Here is a 15,254-nt window from a genome sequence, read left to right as displayed (position 1 = left end):
TCCTCCGGCACCCCCAGATTCGACCCGCTCGACCGAGACGGAGACAGAATTAGAACCTGTTACAGTTCACCCCACAACGCGCAACCCCAGTGGGAGTACTGGCATGGCTGGTGACAAGTCGGCGCGCATCGGCGAGTCCGCCGATGTCGTGGTGATCGGGTTCGGCGCAGCAGGTGAGTGCGCGGCCATCGCCGCCCGCGAACGCGGCGCAGATGTCATCGCGCTGGACCGCGCCAATGGTGGTGGTGCCACGGCGATATCGGGCGGGATCATCTACGCCGGCGGCGGCACCATAGTTCAGCAACAGGCCGGGGTCAACGACAGCCCCGAGCAAATGCTGGCCTATCTCCGCCTCGAAGTCGGTGACGCCGTCAGCCAGGAAACCCTGGAGTCGTTCGTACGCTCCAGCCCCGAGATGATCGACTGGCTGAGCAGCTACGGGGTGCCGTTCAGCCCCGCAGTGTGCCCGTACAAGACCTCGTTTCCGAACAATCGCTACTACCTTTATCACTCGGGCAGTGAAAACGCCGGCGCGTTTCGCTGCCACACCCCGCCCGTCCAGCGCGGGCATCGCGTCCAGGGCCGCGGCACCTCGGGCCGGAAGCTGCATGAGCCATTGGCCAAAGCCGCAGTGGCCCTTGGCGTTCGGTTCTGGCCCCGTACCACGGTGACGAACCTGATCCAGGATTCTTCCGGTCGGGTGACCGGAGTGGATGCGCTCACCATGCACTTCGCGCCACCGCTCATCCAGCGCCGTTACGCTGCGGCAGCGAAGCTTTCGGCAAAGCCGGGCATCTACTACCCGCCGCTTCGCCGCCTGATCGAAGGGCAGCTGCGCAGGCTCGAGCGGCGCTACGCCCAGCCGGTCCGCATCCATGCGCGCCGCGCCGTGATCATCTGCGCCGGCGGCTTCATCGCCAACACCGACTGGGTGCAGCGGTTCGCGCCCCAATACGTGGGCGGTCTGCAACTGGGCACCAGCGGCGACGACGGAAGCGGCATCGCGCTCGCGCAGAGCGTCGGAGCAGTCACCGACCGGATGGACAATGTCTCGGCCTGGCGCTTTATCACCCCGCCGAGCGCGTTCATCGGCGCCGTCATCGTTGACCGGGGCGGGCATCGCGTCATCGACGAAAGTCGCTACGGAGCCGCGGTCGGGCAAGCCATGATCCGACAGCACGAGGGCGCCGGGTGGCTTCTCGCCGATGCCGCGTTGATGCGGGAAGCCCGCCGCCAAATGATCACGCAGCCGTTGTGGTTTCAGCGTGCCCAGGTTGCGGCGCTGATGTTGGCCGACGCGGTGACAGCGCCGTCGCTGCCCGAGGTCGCGAAGGCGGCCGGTATCGATCCCGACGGCTTGGTGGCCACCGTCGCGGCGCACAACGCCGCGATCGACACCGGCGCACCGGACCCCGCCGGAAAGCCCGCCGAGTTTGTCCGCCGGATCAGCCAGGCGCCGTTCACCCTGCTCAATATTTCGGTGCGGCCAAGCCTGCTCAACCCCACTCCGATGCTGACTCTCGGCGGTATCCGAGTCGACGAGCGCAGCGGAGCCGTCGTCAACGAATCCGGAGAGCCGATTCCCGGGTTGTTCAGCGCGGGACGCACCGCTGCCGGCGTCTGCTCCAATTCCTACGTCAGCGGGCTCTCGCTGGCCGACTGCGTGTTCTCGGGCCGCCGCGCCGGAACACACGCCGCGGCCGCGTCGGCCGAACAGAGCCCGCGTTGACCAGTGATGGGTGCCGTCGCACTCGCCGGGCCGCCGCGCGGTGACCGACGTGGGTTTACTGTTCACCGGCTCACCGAACACTTCCCGAATGATTTTCGGCACAATGGAGCCGCGATACTGGTTAGGCGCCGATCCAACGCTGAGCCCTCGAATCTGACCAATAGCGACGCCGGGAGACACACCGATGAGTGACGAGCAGCCGACCATCATCTACACCCTGACCGATGAGGCGCCGCTGCTGGCGACCTACGCCTTTCTGCCGATACTGCGCGCCTTCGCCGAGCCGGCGGGCATCAAGATCAAGAGCAGTGACATCTCCCTGGCGAGCCGGATCCTCGCCGAGTTTCCCGACTACCTGACCGAGGACCAACGCGTGCCATACGATCTGGCCGAGCTGGGACGGTTGACGCAGCTACCGGAGACCAACATCATCAAGCTGCCCAACATCAGCGCCTCGGTGCCGCAGCTGGTGTCGGCCATCAAAGAGTTGCAGGGCAAGGGCTACAAGCTTCCGGACTACCCGGCAGATCCCAAGACCGACGAGGACAAAGACATCCGGAACCGCTATGCCAAGTGCCTGGGCAGCGCGGTGAACCCGGTGCTGCGGGAGGGCAACTCCGACCGTCGCGCACCCAAGGCGGTCAAGGAATACGCCCGCAAGCACCCCCACAGCATGGGTGAGTGGTCGATGGCCTCGCGCACCCATGTGGCGACCATGAAGCACGGCGACTTCTACCACGGCGAGAAGTCCATGACCTTGGACCGCGCGCGCGACGTGAAGATGGAGCTGGTGACCAAGAGCGGCGAGACGCTGGTGCTCAAGCCCAAGGTGTCGTTGGGCGCCGGCGACATCATCGACAGCATGTTCATGAGCAAGAAGGCCTTGGTCGAGTTCTACGAGGAGCAGATGGAGGACGCGCGCAAGACCGGCGTGATGTTCTCACTGCACGTCAAGGCAACGATGATGAAGATTTCGCACCCCATCGTCTTCGGCCACGCGGTGCGGACCTTCTACAAGGACGCCTTCGCCAAGCACCAGGAGTTGTTCGACGAGCTGGGCGTCAACGTCAACAACGGGTTGGTCGACCTCTACAACAAGATCGAGTCGCTGCCGGCGTCGCTGCACGACGAGATCATCCGGGATCTGCACGCCTGCCACGAACACCGCCCCGAGTTGGCCATGGTGGATTCGGCCAAAGGGATCTCGAATTTCCACTCGCCCAGCGACGTGATCGTGGACGCCTCGATGCCGGCGATGATCCGCGCGGGCGGCAAGATGTGGGGCGCCGACGGGCGGCCCAAGGACACCAAAGCCGTGATGCCGGAGTCCACCTTCTCCCGCATCTACCAGGAGCTGATCAACTTCTGCAAGACCAACGGCGCCTTCGATCCACGCACCATGGGCACCGTGCCCAACGTCGGGCTCATGGCGCAGAAGGCCGAGGAATACGGCTCGCACGACAAGACATTCGAGATTCCCGAGGACGGCGTCGCCAACATCGTCGACCTCGACACCGGCGAAGTGCTGCTGACCCAGAACGTGGAAACCGGCGACATCTGGCGTATGTGCACGGTCACCGACGCGGCGATCCGCGACTGGGTCAAGCTGGCCGTCACCCGGGCCCGCAACTCCGGAATGCCGGTGCTGTTCTGGCTCGACCCCTACCGCCCGCACGAGAACGAGCTGATCAAGAAGGTCAAGCTCTATCTGCAGGACCACTACACCAACGGCCTGGATATCCAGATCATGTCGCAGGTGCGCGCCATGCGGTACACGCTGGAGCGCCTGATCCGCGGGCTGGACACCATCGCCGCTACCGGCAACATCCTGCGCGACTACCTCACCGACCTGTTCCCGATCCTCGAGTTGGGCACCAGCGCCAAGATGTTGTCCATCGTTCCGCTGATGGCCGGCGGCGGCATGTACGAGACGGGGGCCGGCGGTTCGGCGCCCAAGCATGTCCATCAACTCGTGGAGGAGAATCACTTGCGCTGGGATTCGCTGGGCGAGTTCCTGGCAATCGGCGCCAGCCTGGACGACATGGGCGCCAAGACGGGCAACAAGAAGGCCAAGATCCTGGGCAAGACGCTGGATGCGGCGATCGGCAAGCTGCTGGACAACAACAAAAGCCCGTCACGCAAGACCGGTGAGCTCGACAACCGGGGCAGTCAGTTCTACCTCGCCATGTACTGGGCGCAAGAACTTGCCGCGCAGAACGAGGACCAGCAGCTCCGGGAACATTTTGCACCCTTGGCCGATGCGCTGGCCACGAACGAGGAAACCATCGTCGCCGAACTCGCCGCGGCGCAGGGCGAAGAGGTGGACATCGGCGGCTACTATGCGCCGGACCGGGAGAAGACCACGGCGGTGATGCGGCCGAGCAAGACGTTCAACGACGCGTTGGCCGCCGCGCACGGCTGACACCCTCGCGCGCCGCACTACAGCGGCGGCTCAAGCACGGCCCGCCGGGCGTCATCGGCGAAACAGGTGCAGCAGAATTGTCAGGACAATGCTGCCGACGATCGAGATGACCAGCATCGAGACCACCGGAATGTAGATGCGCACGTTTCCACGCTCGATTCTGATGTCACCAGGAAGCCGTCCGACCCACCAGAGGCCGCCGACCCACGTCAGGACACCCAGCACCGCGATGATGATTCCGGCCACCACGAGGAACGGACCTACGTTGCGGCCCATGGGACCTCCCACCGGATACGTCGGCCGGTAGCGACCAATAATCGTCCTTCTCCTGGGCCAGACACCCACTCACGTTACGCGCCCGGGGACCAACGGCCCTAGGCCGTCTGCTCCGGCTGACCTAACCTGGGCAAGCCTGAAGACCCCACTGCGCAAGGGTATTTCGATTTGTCGACAACCGGCGCTCCGCAGAGAAAGAAGGTTCATCATGGCGGTCCTCGATGCCGTGCGAGTGTTCAACAAGCACCTGCTGAATCCGGCCATGATGCTGGTGGCTGGCCGAAAGTACTGGTATGCCAGCGTCATCGAGCACACCGGGCGCCGCACCGGCACGAGGTACGCCACACCCGTGGTGGCGGAACCAGTAACTGACGGCTTCATCATTCCGCTGCCCTACGGCACACACACCGATTGGCTGCGAAATGTCTTGGCTGCGGGGCGCGCCACCATCCGCGTGCACGGAGAAACATATGAGGCGGTCGACCCGCAGATCATCGACCCAGCGGCTGCGGCCGGGCAACTGGCCCCTCGCCAGAAACGTGCCTTCGACCGGTTCAATGTCAGGCATTATCTGAAAATGGCGCCCGCGGCCGCGCCGCCGGCTCGGAAGTGATTCAGCTCGGTCGAGTTGGGCGCCGCGTCGGTATCGTCCGGCCGAGGCGCTCGCGCCGCCGTCGAGGGCACCAGCCATGATGGCCTTGTGGGCATCGAGATCCGTGTTCTCGACAGCGAAGACGACCTCGTCGCGGCGGCTGGAATTTTCCGCGCCGCCATGATCGGGTTGCCGCCCGTGCCGGACCTGGCGCCGGGTCGGATCACCACACTGCTCGAGCCAGGCCGTACGGTGGGCGCGTTCGCCGGACGGCAGCTGGTCGGCACTGCTGATGCCGTCACCTGCGGACTGACACTTCCCGGCGGAGCGGTCGTGCGGCACGCCGCCGTGACGCACATCGGGGTGCTGCCGTCGTTCACCCGTCGAGGTATCGCCACCGAACTCATCCGTCATCAGCTGAACGACATCGCCGCCCGGGGTGAGGCGGTCGCGACACTGCGCGCCTCCGAGGCGACGATCTATGAACGGTTTGGCTACGGCGTGGCGAGTTCATCGCAGAGCGTGGAGGTGGATACTCGACGCGCCGCGCTACGTCCGGGCGTCGGGACCGGCGGGCCGGTTCGACTGCTCGATACCGCGCAATCATGGGACGTGCTGCCCCGAATCTACGCCGGGAACCGGTCTTTCCGGCCGGGAACCGTTGAGCGCGCATCGGTTTGGTGGCGGGGCCTGCGGCTGCGCACCGAATCATACTCTGGGCCTTGGTATATCGCGGTGCACGGTGAGCCCGGGACGGAGTCCGGCTTCGTCCGCTACCGCCCTCTCGATGCCGAAAACTGGTTCGTCAGCGAACAACGCACCATCGCGGTCGAGGACTTCTTCGCCCCATCCACGGATGCCTATCTGGGCCTGCTGCGCTTTCTGCTGGGGCTGGATCTCATTGACCGCGTGGTGTTCTGGATGCTCCCAGTTGACGATCCGTTGCCGTGGCTGCTCGTCGACCGGCGGGCCGCGAAGGTCACCCGGATATACGACGAGACGTGGCTCCGCATCGTCGACGCCTACCAGGCGCTTTCCGCACGCCGGTATGCGGGCGACGGTTCCGTCACCATCGCGGTCAATGATCCACTCTTGCCCGGTAATTCGACCCGCTTCACTATCACCGGCGACGGCGCCGAGCCGACGCAGCGCCGCGCGCAGTTACTCGTCGGCGCCGACGGGCTCGCCGCGGTTCTGCTCGGCGGCACGACCTGGCGCAGCCTCGCTATGGCCGGGCTGGTCCGGGCCGACGATACAAACGCACTCGGTGCCGCGGATCGGCTGTTCGCGGTGCCGGAGGCACCGCATGCCGGATTCTTTTTCTGAGGCGCCGCCGGGGAATCTGCGGTCTTGCCGCTCAGAAGCTGTCCACGCCGCGGTGGGCCGCGCCGCCCGCGGGATAAACGCGGCTGGCGGCACCCGTTCATTCTCAGCCGATCGCCCTGCTGCTCCACCGGCACCAGGCGTGGTTGGTGTCAAAGACCATCTCGGCGGCGCTGTCGGCGAGAAGCTGTCGAACAACCCACACAGGATGCGCTCGCGCTTTGCGTCGCCGATAAACATCGAAAACTCGTTGCGCGCATTCAGTTCCCCAGCACGGCACCGAACAGGCCGGCCACGCGACGGCTCCATCATCCCGCTGCCCTATGGCACACAAACCGATTGGCTTCAAAAGTGTTGGCTGCGAGACCATGCCACTATCGGAGTGCACGGAGAAACGTATCAGGCCGTTGACCCTCAGATCGTCGACGCCGCGGCCGCCGGCCCGCAGCTGAGCCTCGTCGACGACGTGCTTTCGACCACCGCGAGCATCGTGGCCGACAGGTCAGCACGTGTGCCGCATCCCGCTTCCACCACGAACTAGCCCCGAAATTCTCGGAGGGCCTCCGTCGACCGTGGCCGGGGCCCCACACCGCCCTGGCCGCGGCAGCCGACCACGACCATGTCGGCGCTCTTGGACAGGTCAACCAGGGCGGGCACAATCGCGGCGTGCAGTACCTCGCTCGTGACATGCGGGGCGCGGCTTGTCGAGGTGGCCTCGGCGACGACCTTGTCGGCCTGTTCGATGATTTCGCGCGCGCGTTCTTCTTGCCAATCCGCATAGTTGGCGATTATCGGGATGCCTGACCACCCCTCCGAGGTAGCCATAGGAGCGATGACATGTACCAAATGAGTTGGCACGTTGCGCATCTCAGCATCCCTTGCCGCCCATTGGACAGCGGCTGTGGACGATGGCGAGCCATCGACACCGACCACAATTCCGGGGTGGATGTGCGAATCTCACATGAGGACCTCCCTGCTGGAGCCCGTAACTACGGCACGTCGTGGGCAAGCGTGTCGTCCCGCTGATATTAGGCAACCATCGCGGTCGGGACAGTAGGCATTGGTCCCTAACTCATGGGGCACTGGCGCCCGGGTGCAGACGAGAGACGGCCCGACAGGGTCACAATATGATCCCGACCCAATGCCCGCAACGAAATTGGCCGCCGCGTCGGGTTTGAGTATCACGCCCACGACGACCAGACGCGAGGCACTCGCCAGTCGGCCTGTCATATGACAGGCCCTGGGGGCCATCGTTGGCATACCGGACCGCCCTGATGGCCGAGCATCGGCGGTGGTCGCTGCGCTGTGTGACCTCTGCCTCCTGACGGTGCGGCGTCTGCGATGTCACGCTCGAAATGATGGGCTCAGCATTGGTTTCAACAGAGTTATTGCCGCAGCACCCGCATACCTCGGCGGTCATAGATGTTGCGGGTGAATTGGGTGTCGACATGGAGGTCGGCCTTGACGAGACGGCGGTCGAGCGGCGCCGACAACTGTTCGGCCCTAATCTCCTTACGACGCGTCGGCCGGTCTCCGACTTCGTGCTGCTGGTTCGCCAGTTCGCAAGCCCCGTGGTGGCCCTGCTGGCAACAGCGATGGTCGTGTCGTTTTCTTTCGGTGAGTGGGACCAGGCGACTGCGATCGCCATCGTGCTGTTGATCAACACGGCGATCGGCTACGCCACGGAGCGCAGGGCAGTGCGCTCGATGGAGGCGTTGCGGGCGCTTGGCGGGCGCAGCGCTCGGGTACGCAGAGACGGCCGGTCCATGGTCATCAACGCCGATGCGTTGGTGCCCGGCGACGTCGTACTCCTGGAGGCAGGTGACGTCGTGTCCGCCGACCTACGATGCGCGGACAGCGCCGGGCTAAGTGTCGATGAGTCGGCACTGACCGGTGAGTCGGTGCCGGTTCACAAGACCGCGGAGCCAGACCCGGAGGCGGCAGCCCTTCATGAGCGGGCCGCGATGCTGTTCAAGGGCACTCATGTGGTCGGCGGTAGTGGCGAAGGCATTGTGGTGGGCACCGGGCTGTCCACCGAGCTTGGCCGCATCACCCAGCTGGTCGAAGAGGCCCAACAGGGCAGGTCGCCGTTGGAAGATCACCTGGCGCGCCTGTCGCGCCAGCTCATTTGGCTGACCTTGGTAATAGCGTCCGTCGTGGCGGCGGCCGGACTACTCAACGGCAGGCCGGCGCTGCTGATGATTGAGACCTCGATCGCACTTGCGGTGGCAGCGATCCCGGAAGGCCTGCCGATCGTGGCCACGCTTGCTCTTGCCCGCGGAATGCTGCGCATGGCGCGACAAAGCGCACTGGTGGAGAACCTCTCGGCGGTGGAGACGCTGGGCTCGACCACGGTGGTCCTTACCGACAAGACCGGCACATTGACCGAAAATCGGATGGCCGTTGACAGCGTCGTCACCGTCACCGGTGGGTTCGATTTCGACTACCAGGCCAACACCGTGCTCGCCAGGGGTTTGCCCGTCGACCCCTCTGCTGATGCGGAGCTCATGCGTGTGTTGTTGGTCGGGGTGTTGTGCGGAAACGCTGACTACGACGTCGAAACCAAGATCGGCGACGGTGATCCGATGGAGGTCGCGCTGTTACAGGCCGGTGCGCTCGGCGGGTTGAGTCGCGGCGATCAGCTGAGCCTGTACCCGGAGGTCGCCGAGTATCCGTTCGACCCCGCTACCAAATGGATGGCGACCGTGCATCGTGATCACGACGAGTATTTCGCTGCGATGAAGGGGGCGCCCGAAGTAGTGCTGGCGCTGGCGGATCGCATCGGTGTCGCGGCGGAGCCGTTCGATGACGACCGCAAGGCCCAGTGGCTGGACGTGGCCCGGGAACTGGCGACTGACGGGCTACGTGTGCTCGGGCTCGCCGAGCATGCGTGCGTGGATCCGCAGCAGCTCTTCAGCAATGGGATGGTGTTTGTCGGGTTGGTGGCATTTCGTGACCCGCCGCGGGATGACGTCGCCAGCGCGGTAGGCGCGCTGCGCCGAGCGGGCATCGGCGTCGTCATGGCCACGGGTGACCATCCCAGCACGGCGGTGGCCGTCGCAAGGGAGGTCGGCATCGCAGCGACTGACGCTGTCGTCACGACCGGTGACGAGCTGTCGCGCCTGAAGGACGCGCCCGAGTCGGTACCCAATGGGATAGCGCACACGCAGGTTTTTGCGCGGGTAAGCCCGCGTCAGAAACTTGACCTCATTGACCTCTTCCAACGCGGAGGCCACGTTGTGGCCATGATCGGTGACGGCGTCAACGACGCGCCGGCACTGATGAAGGCCGACATCGGCGTCGCGATGGGTAAGCGAGGCACCGAGGTGGCGCGCGATGCGGCCGACATGGTGCTGCTCGATGACCGATTCCCGACGCTCGTGATCGCCGCGCGCGAGGGCAGAGTCATCTTCGACAATATCCGCCGCTTCGCGTTCTATCTGCTCTCCTGCAATCTGGGCGAGGTACTGGTGGTGGCGCTCGCCGTGGTCGGCGGGCTGCCGTTGCCGCTGCTTCCCCTGCAGATTTTGTTCCTCAACCTGGTGACCGACGTGTTTCCGGCATTCGCGTTGGCCACCGGCGAAGGAGAGGGCGATGTGCTCGACCAACCGCCGCGACGCCCGAAAGAGCCGATCATTTCGGCCAGTTTGTGGCGCATGATGGCGGGCTACGGAGTGGCGATCGCGGTAAGCACCCTGGTGGCGCTCTTCGCTGCCCGGTATTGGCTTGAATATGACACCGCGACAACGACAACGGTGTCGTTTGTGACCATCGCACTGGCCCAGTTATGGCATGTTTTCAACATGCGCGGGCCCCGCAGCGCGGTGTTGTGCAACGCTGTCACACGCAACCGGCTGGTCTGGTGTGCACTGGCGCTCTGCCTGGGGCTGATCGCGGCCGCCTTCACCATCCCCGTGTTAGCCAAGGCGCTGCAGATCCAGGCGATCGGTATCCAAGGATGGGCGCTGGCCCTTGGATGCAGCGTGCTGCCCCTCGCGGCAGGACAGACATCGCTCGCAGTCCGCGGGCGCAAGGGTGACCTTCAGTGCCCAGAGCTGCATCACCTCTGACGTCGGCTTCGCCCCGACCGGCGGGCGCTTCTAAAGCTAAATCTAAATCGACGTCCGAGAGATCCTCGAAATCGGCAATGGGCTCGTGAACCGGATACGTCCCGGAGTTCTTCGTCCAGCGTGCGGCCGGGCAGAGTAAGCGATCGGCATGGTGCAGCGGCTGCGAATGAAGCTGCAACGACGCCTCCAGAAGGTACCGACGGCCCGCCGGCGTGCGGGCCTTCGGTAACTTCGGAATTCTATTCTTCGTGCGGTCGTTTCGCGGTCGGTGGTGAGGTAACCTAGCTGTCTTCTTTACTGCGGAGCGCGCCGTATGCCCACCGGCATCAAGCACAACGCCTGCTCATCCTCCGCCAACCCGAGGATTGCGTTTACCCGGTCGTCCAAGAATGCGCCGATAAAGACGGTTCCCAGGTCCAGCGCGGTGGCCTGCAGGTACACATTTTGGGCAGCGCTCCCGACCTCCATATGTACGTAGCGCGACGCTCTATCACCGTATTTGACCTGTGTGCGCTGGTAGACCGCAGCGAAAACAATCACAATCGGTGCCTGCCGGATGGGGTCTTGCTTCAAAGCAGCCAGGTAGAGGTCGTCCCGCTGATCCTGGTTGGACACCCCCAGCAGTTGGTGTCCGGATGGCAGGTACTTATAGATGCCAGTTCTGAGGCCATCCACTGCGCCAGCCAGCAGATAAATTTCCAGCGGATGAAGCCCGCCGGCTGAAGGCGCCGTTCTGTAACCGTTTTCGTGCGTGATGCCCTGGGCCGCCCACAACAATTGCGAGACTTCGTCCAGCGACAGCGGTTCGTCTGCATATTTCCTCACGGACCGGCGACTTTGCATAGCTGATTCCAACGAGACCGGGCCGTCGAGGCGCACGGGCGGCAGTTGAAGATGATCGCCAATACGTTGCTGCCGCTGACCACCTTCGCTACTGCCGATCAAATAACATGCCGCCGATATAATCGTTGCGATCAGGATAAATCCAACCGCCAAACGCCATTTAACCATGATCGGCGATCCTAATAGGCCGGCTAACTGCGGTATGTGCCGTTAAGATAGCGGGACCGCGACCAAAACTTGTTGCCATGATATCACCTTCTCCGCTCAGCGGAAAAGTGTGGCGACCAAACCAGTTCTAATGCATTCATTTCCGTAAACCATTCTTCTCTACCAACATGTATTTGGAGAAGAGCGACAGTGCTAGCGAAGTCAGCGCCGTGCCGCACAACGCAGAAACCCAGATCTGGAGGATCGATGGCCGGGTATCCGGCTACTGGGGCGTTCGACCGGCAACACCCAACTCTGCTTTTCATGGAATTCTCCGCACGACAGAGGCGATCATGGGCCACTCGTTCGCCCTGGGACAGGGTCGTTGGTCACCGGCGACGAGGTCCGATAGCCCGCCTGTCGACGGGTCTCCGCCAGCCCGCGATGATGGCCGGGCGGGCAACAGATTACGTGTGTGAATCGGGCCGGATTGGTACGCCAGATGTTCTTCCAGTGCGCCGCCAGGAAAGCGGCGGCGGGCCGCGCGACTCGACAAACGCAAGCTTGCCACATCACAGGTGAGTGAGTACTCTCTCACTATGCCCGTATCGGGACGCGACCGGCTGCTGTCGGCAGCACTGAAGCTTTTTGCCGCCAAGGGGTATGCGGCCACGTCCGTTGCCGATATCCAGCGGGCATCCGGCCTGGCGCCGGGATCGGGAGCGCTCTACAAGCACTTCGGCTCCAAGCGTGAACTGCTCGAAGCCGCGGTAACGCACCGGATCGACAGCATCGTGGCCGCCCGGGAGCAGTACGACGCGGGGCAACCAGACAGTGTCGAGCAGGCGGTGCGCACCGCTGGCCAGCTGATCTGGAACAACTTGAAACAAAGCGAAGACTTGCTGAAAGTCATGCTGCGCGAACCCGATGCACTCGGTGATCTCGACGAGAAGACCTGGCAGGTCATCACCGACAACGCCTACCAGCGGTTCGCCGACGAACTGGCCGCGTCCAACCGCTCCGGCCGTACCCGAATCCCGGACCCGGAAGCCGCGGCGGCCGTCGCCATCGCGTCGTTGTCCCATGCCGCCACCCTGCAGGCATTGACCGGCCGAACCCCCGGAAACATCGAGGACGCGCGTTATTTCGAGGCATGGGTCAACCAGACGGTCAGCATTCTCGTGCGATACGCCGATCGCCGCTGAGCACCAAACTATTTCAGGAGTAGAGCCATGACATTCTCACTGCAGCTGAGCGACGACGTGATCCAGGTGCGCGACTGGGTGCACGAGTTCGCCGCCGATGTGATCCGCCCGGCGGCCTCCGAATGGGATGAACGCGAAGAAACCCCGTGGCCGGTCATCCAGGAGGCCGCCAAGGTCGGCCTCTACTCTCCCGATTTCTTCGGGCAGCAGGCAGCGGAACCGACGGGGCTGGGCATGCTCACCGCCTTCGAGGAGATGTTCTGGGGCGATGCCGGCATCGCACTGTCGATCATGGGCACCGGACTGGCCGCAGCGGCGTTGGCCGGCAACGGAACTCCGGAACAGCTGGGCCGCTGGCTGCCCGAAATGTTCGGCACGGCCGACGATCCCAAGCTCGGCGCGTTCTGCTCCTCGGAGCCCGACGCGGGATCTGACGTCGGCGCCATCCGCACCCGCGCACGCTACGACGAGGCGGCCGGTGAATGGGTGCTCAACGGCACCAAGACCTGGGCAACCAACGGCGGAATCGCCAACGTGCACATCGTGGTTGCGTCGGTCTATCCAGAGCTCGGTACCCGCGGCCAGGCCACGTTCATCATCCCGCCAGGCACCAAAGGTCTCGCCCAGGGGCAGAAGTTCAAGAAGCACGGCATCCGCGCTTCGCACACCGCCGAGGTGATGCTCGACGACGTGCGGCTGCCCGCAGACATGATCCTCGGCGGCAGGGAAAAATTCGAGGCACGGATAGCCCGGGCGAAGTCCGGTGCTTCCGTGCGCGGTCAGGCGGCGATGAAGACCTTCGAGCGCACCCGGCCCACGGTCGGGGCGATGGCCGTCGGCGTGGCCCGCGCCGCCTACGAATATGCCCTCGAATATGCCTGCCAGCGTGAACAATTCGGCCAAAAGATCGGTGAGTTCCAGGCGGTGGCGTTCAAGTTGGCGGACATGAAGAGCCGGATCGACGCGGCCCGTCTGCTGGTGTGGCGGGCCGGCTGGATGGCGCGCAACAATCAGAATTTCGACTCGGCGGAAGGCTCGATGGCCAAGCTGGTGGCCAGCGAGACGGCGGTGTACGTCACCGACGAGGCCATCCAGATCCTCGGCGGCAACGGCTATACCCGCGACTACCCCGTCGAACGGATGCACCGCGACGCAAAGATCTTCACCATCTTCGAGGGAACCAGCGAAATTCAGCGGCTGGTGATCTCGCGGGCGCTGACCGGTCTGCCCATCCGATAGCCGCCACACATTAGGTATCCGCAATGAAGGTCGTGGTGGCAAGCTATGGCAGCCGCGGCGATATCGAACCCTGCACGGCCGTGGCTCTCGAACTGCTGCGGCGCGGTCACGACGTCTATATGGCGGTGCCGCCCAACATGGTGGGCTTTGTCGAATCAGTGGGCCTCGCCGGCGTGGCCTATGGGCCGGACTCGCGCGAACAGATGAACCCCGCCATGGATCTGGTCCGCGACTTCGTGGCCCAGACCCACAATCCGATCGGCCTGCTGTCTCAAGTGATCGAGCATGTCAGCCGGGTCAACACGGATAAGAGTGCGGTTCTGACGTCATTGGCGGCTGGGGCCGATCTGCTGCTGGCCAGCTTCAACGAACAACGTCTGGCCGCCAACGTCGCTGAATACCAGCGTATTCCAGCGGCGGCACTGCACTTATTCCCGGCACGTCTGTGGGCTTCCGGCGGGATGTCGCCGCTGATCACCGCAGCGGTCGACGAAGCCCAACGGCATTCATTGGGGCTACCGCCAGCCGAGGCCGACGAACCACCACCGATGCTGGAGATCCAGGCCTACGAGGAACTCTGCCTGCCCGGACCCGCAGCCGATTGGCTAGCACCCCATGGGCGGCAGCCCTTCGTCGGCGCGCTGACGCTGCAGTTGCCGACGGGCGCCGACGACGAGGTCTTGTCCTGGATGGCTGCGGGGACACCACCCATCTATTTCGGCTTCGGCAGCACACCTATCGAACGCCCCGCCGACACGGTTGCCATGATCAGTGGCGCCTGTGCCGAACTAGGTGAGCGGGCACTGATTTGCAGCGGCGTCAACGACTTTCGCGGCATCGCCGATGCCGGCCACCTGAAGATCGTAGACGCGGTGAATCATGCGGTCGTCTTTCCTGGCTGTCGCGCAGTCGTTCACCATGGCGGTGCCGGCACCACGGCCGCGGGAATGCGGGCCGGAATCCCCACGTTGATCCTGTGGCTCTGGCTCGACCAGCCGGTCTGGGCAGTCGGGGTCAATCAGCTGGGAATCGGTGCGGGACGCGCGTTTTCGGCCACCACCCAAGACACTCTGGTTGCAGACCTGCGTTCCATCCTCACTCCGCAACGCCTCGCTCGGGCGCGGGAGGTCGCCGCGGAACTGATCACACCGGCGAAAAGCATTGCCCTGGCCGCTGATCTGCTCGAAGATACCGCCCGGCTGGGAAGTTCCGAGTAATCGCCGGTGCGTTCGCCCCGCAGATCTTACGCGAAGCGCGATGCTTGGCGTGACGGCGGACCGGCTGCCCGTCCAGCTCGTAACGTGCCCGCACTGGCGTGAAGCGGTAGCGTCACGGCCGTGGAAACAGATCGCGTCGATGAGACGGCTGCGCCCGGGCCGTCAGGGTTTTCGGCGCCGGTTTCCGATTC

The 15,254-nt window shown here is 64.4% G+C and carries 12 protein-coding genes; 9 read left to right on the top strand and 3 right to left on the bottom strand.

Annotated elements, in window-relative coordinates; all coding sequences use genetic code 11:
* Positions 1-103 precede the first annotated feature (103 nt).
* Entirely contained in the window at positions 104-1,729 is a 1,626-nt protein-coding gene (locus EET10_RS00530) for an FAD-binding protein (protein ID WP_036399330.1), read from the top strand.
* A 184-nt stretch (positions 1,730-1,913) separates the two neighbouring features.
* A complete protein-coding gene (locus tag EET10_RS00525) occupies positions 1,914-4,151 on the top strand; it encodes an NADP-dependent isocitrate dehydrogenase (RefSeq protein ID WP_036399331.1) in 2,238 nt (745 codons plus the stop codon).
* 51 nt (positions 4,152-4,202) lie between these two features.
* Here the strand turns inward: EET10_RS00525 and EET10_RS00520 are convergent, their stop codons facing one another.
* On the bottom strand, positions 4,203-4,427 hold the full coding sequence (locus EET10_RS00520) for a DUF2905 domain-containing protein (RefSeq protein WP_036399332.1): 225 nt from the start codon (positions 4,425-4,427) through the stop codon (positions 4,203-4,205).
* Positions 4,428-4,635: 208 nt separating this feature from the next.
* Between EET10_RS00520 and EET10_RS00515 the strand changes: the two genes are divergently transcribed.
* From EET10_RS00515 to EET10_RS00505, 3 genes are all read left to right on the top strand, one after another.
* Positions 4,636-5,040, top strand: coding sequence for a nitroreductase family deazaflavin-dependent oxidoreductase (locus tag EET10_RS00515; RefSeq protein WP_036399333.1), 405 nt, complete (start codon positions 4,636-4,638; stop codon positions 5,038-5,040).
* Positions 5,041-5,127: 87 nt separating this feature from the next.
* Positions 5,128-6,345, top strand: a complete 1,218-nt coding sequence (locus tag EET10_RS00510; protein ID WP_122502713.1) for a GNAT family N-acetyltransferase — start codon at positions 5,128-5,130, stop codon at positions 6,343-6,345.
* 52 nt (positions 6,346-6,397) lie between these two features.
* Positions 6,398-6,883, top strand: coding sequence for a hypothetical protein (locus EET10_RS00505; RefSeq protein WP_136622868.1), 486 nt, complete (start codon positions 6,398-6,400; stop codon positions 6,881-6,883).
* Here EET10_RS00505 and EET10_RS00500 read toward each other — a convergent pair.
* Positions 6,880-7,275, bottom strand: coding sequence for a universal stress protein (locus EET10_RS00500; protein WP_244601793.1), 396 nt, complete (start codon positions 7,273-7,275; stop codon positions 6,880-6,882). The two genes, EET10_RS00505 and EET10_RS00500, sit on opposite strands and share 4 nt — an antisense overlap.
* A 422-nt stretch (positions 7,276-7,697) precedes the next feature.
* Between EET10_RS00500 and EET10_RS00495 the strand changes: the two genes are divergently transcribed.
* Positions 7,698-10,412 (top strand): cation-translocating P-type ATPase, encoded by a 2,715-nt coding sequence (locus EET10_RS00495; protein ID WP_081260588.1) that lies wholly within the window; start codon positions 7,698-7,700, stop codon positions 10,410-10,412.
* Positions 10,413-10,706: 294 nt separating this feature from the next.
* On the opposite strand, the gene EET10_RS00490 is transcribed toward EET10_RS00495, so the two are convergent.
* Positions 10,707-11,423, bottom strand: coding sequence for a SagB/ThcOx family dehydrogenase (locus tag EET10_RS00490; protein WP_063467324.1), 717 nt, complete (start codon positions 11,421-11,423; stop codon positions 10,707-10,709).
* Between the two features lie 578 nt (positions 11,424-12,001).
* Between EET10_RS00490 and EET10_RS00485 the strand changes: the two genes are divergently transcribed.
* Genes EET10_RS00485 through EET10_RS00475 form a run of 3 tightly spaced genes read left to right on the top strand, consistent with a single transcriptional unit; the run spans position 12,002 to position 15,063 of the window.
* Entirely contained in the window at positions 12,002-12,607 is a 606-nt protein-coding gene (locus EET10_RS00485; RefSeq protein ID WP_036404852.1) for a TetR/AcrR family transcriptional regulator, read from the top strand.
* 27 nt (positions 12,608-12,634) lie between these two features.
* Positions 12,635-13,846, top strand: coding sequence for an acyl-CoA dehydrogenase family protein (locus EET10_RS00480; protein ID WP_036404849.1), 1,212 nt, complete (start codon positions 12,635-12,637; stop codon positions 13,844-13,846).
* Between the two features lie 23 nt (positions 13,847-13,869).
* The gene (locus tag EET10_RS00475; protein ID WP_036404846.1) at positions 13,870-15,063 is read left to right on the top strand and encodes a glycosyltransferase; all 1,194 of its coding nucleotides are present in this window, start codon (positions 13,870-13,872) and stop codon (positions 15,061-15,063) included.
* Positions 15,064-15,254: the final 191 nt, after the last annotated feature.

Source organism: Mycobacterium pseudokansasii (assembly GCF_900566075.1).
Classification (GTDB): Bacteria; Actinomycetota; Actinomycetes; order Mycobacteriales; family Mycobacteriaceae; genus Mycobacterium; species Mycobacterium pseudokansasii.
Note: the sequence above shows the minus strand (reverse complement) of the source record. Positions and strands in the feature narration are given on the sequence as shown.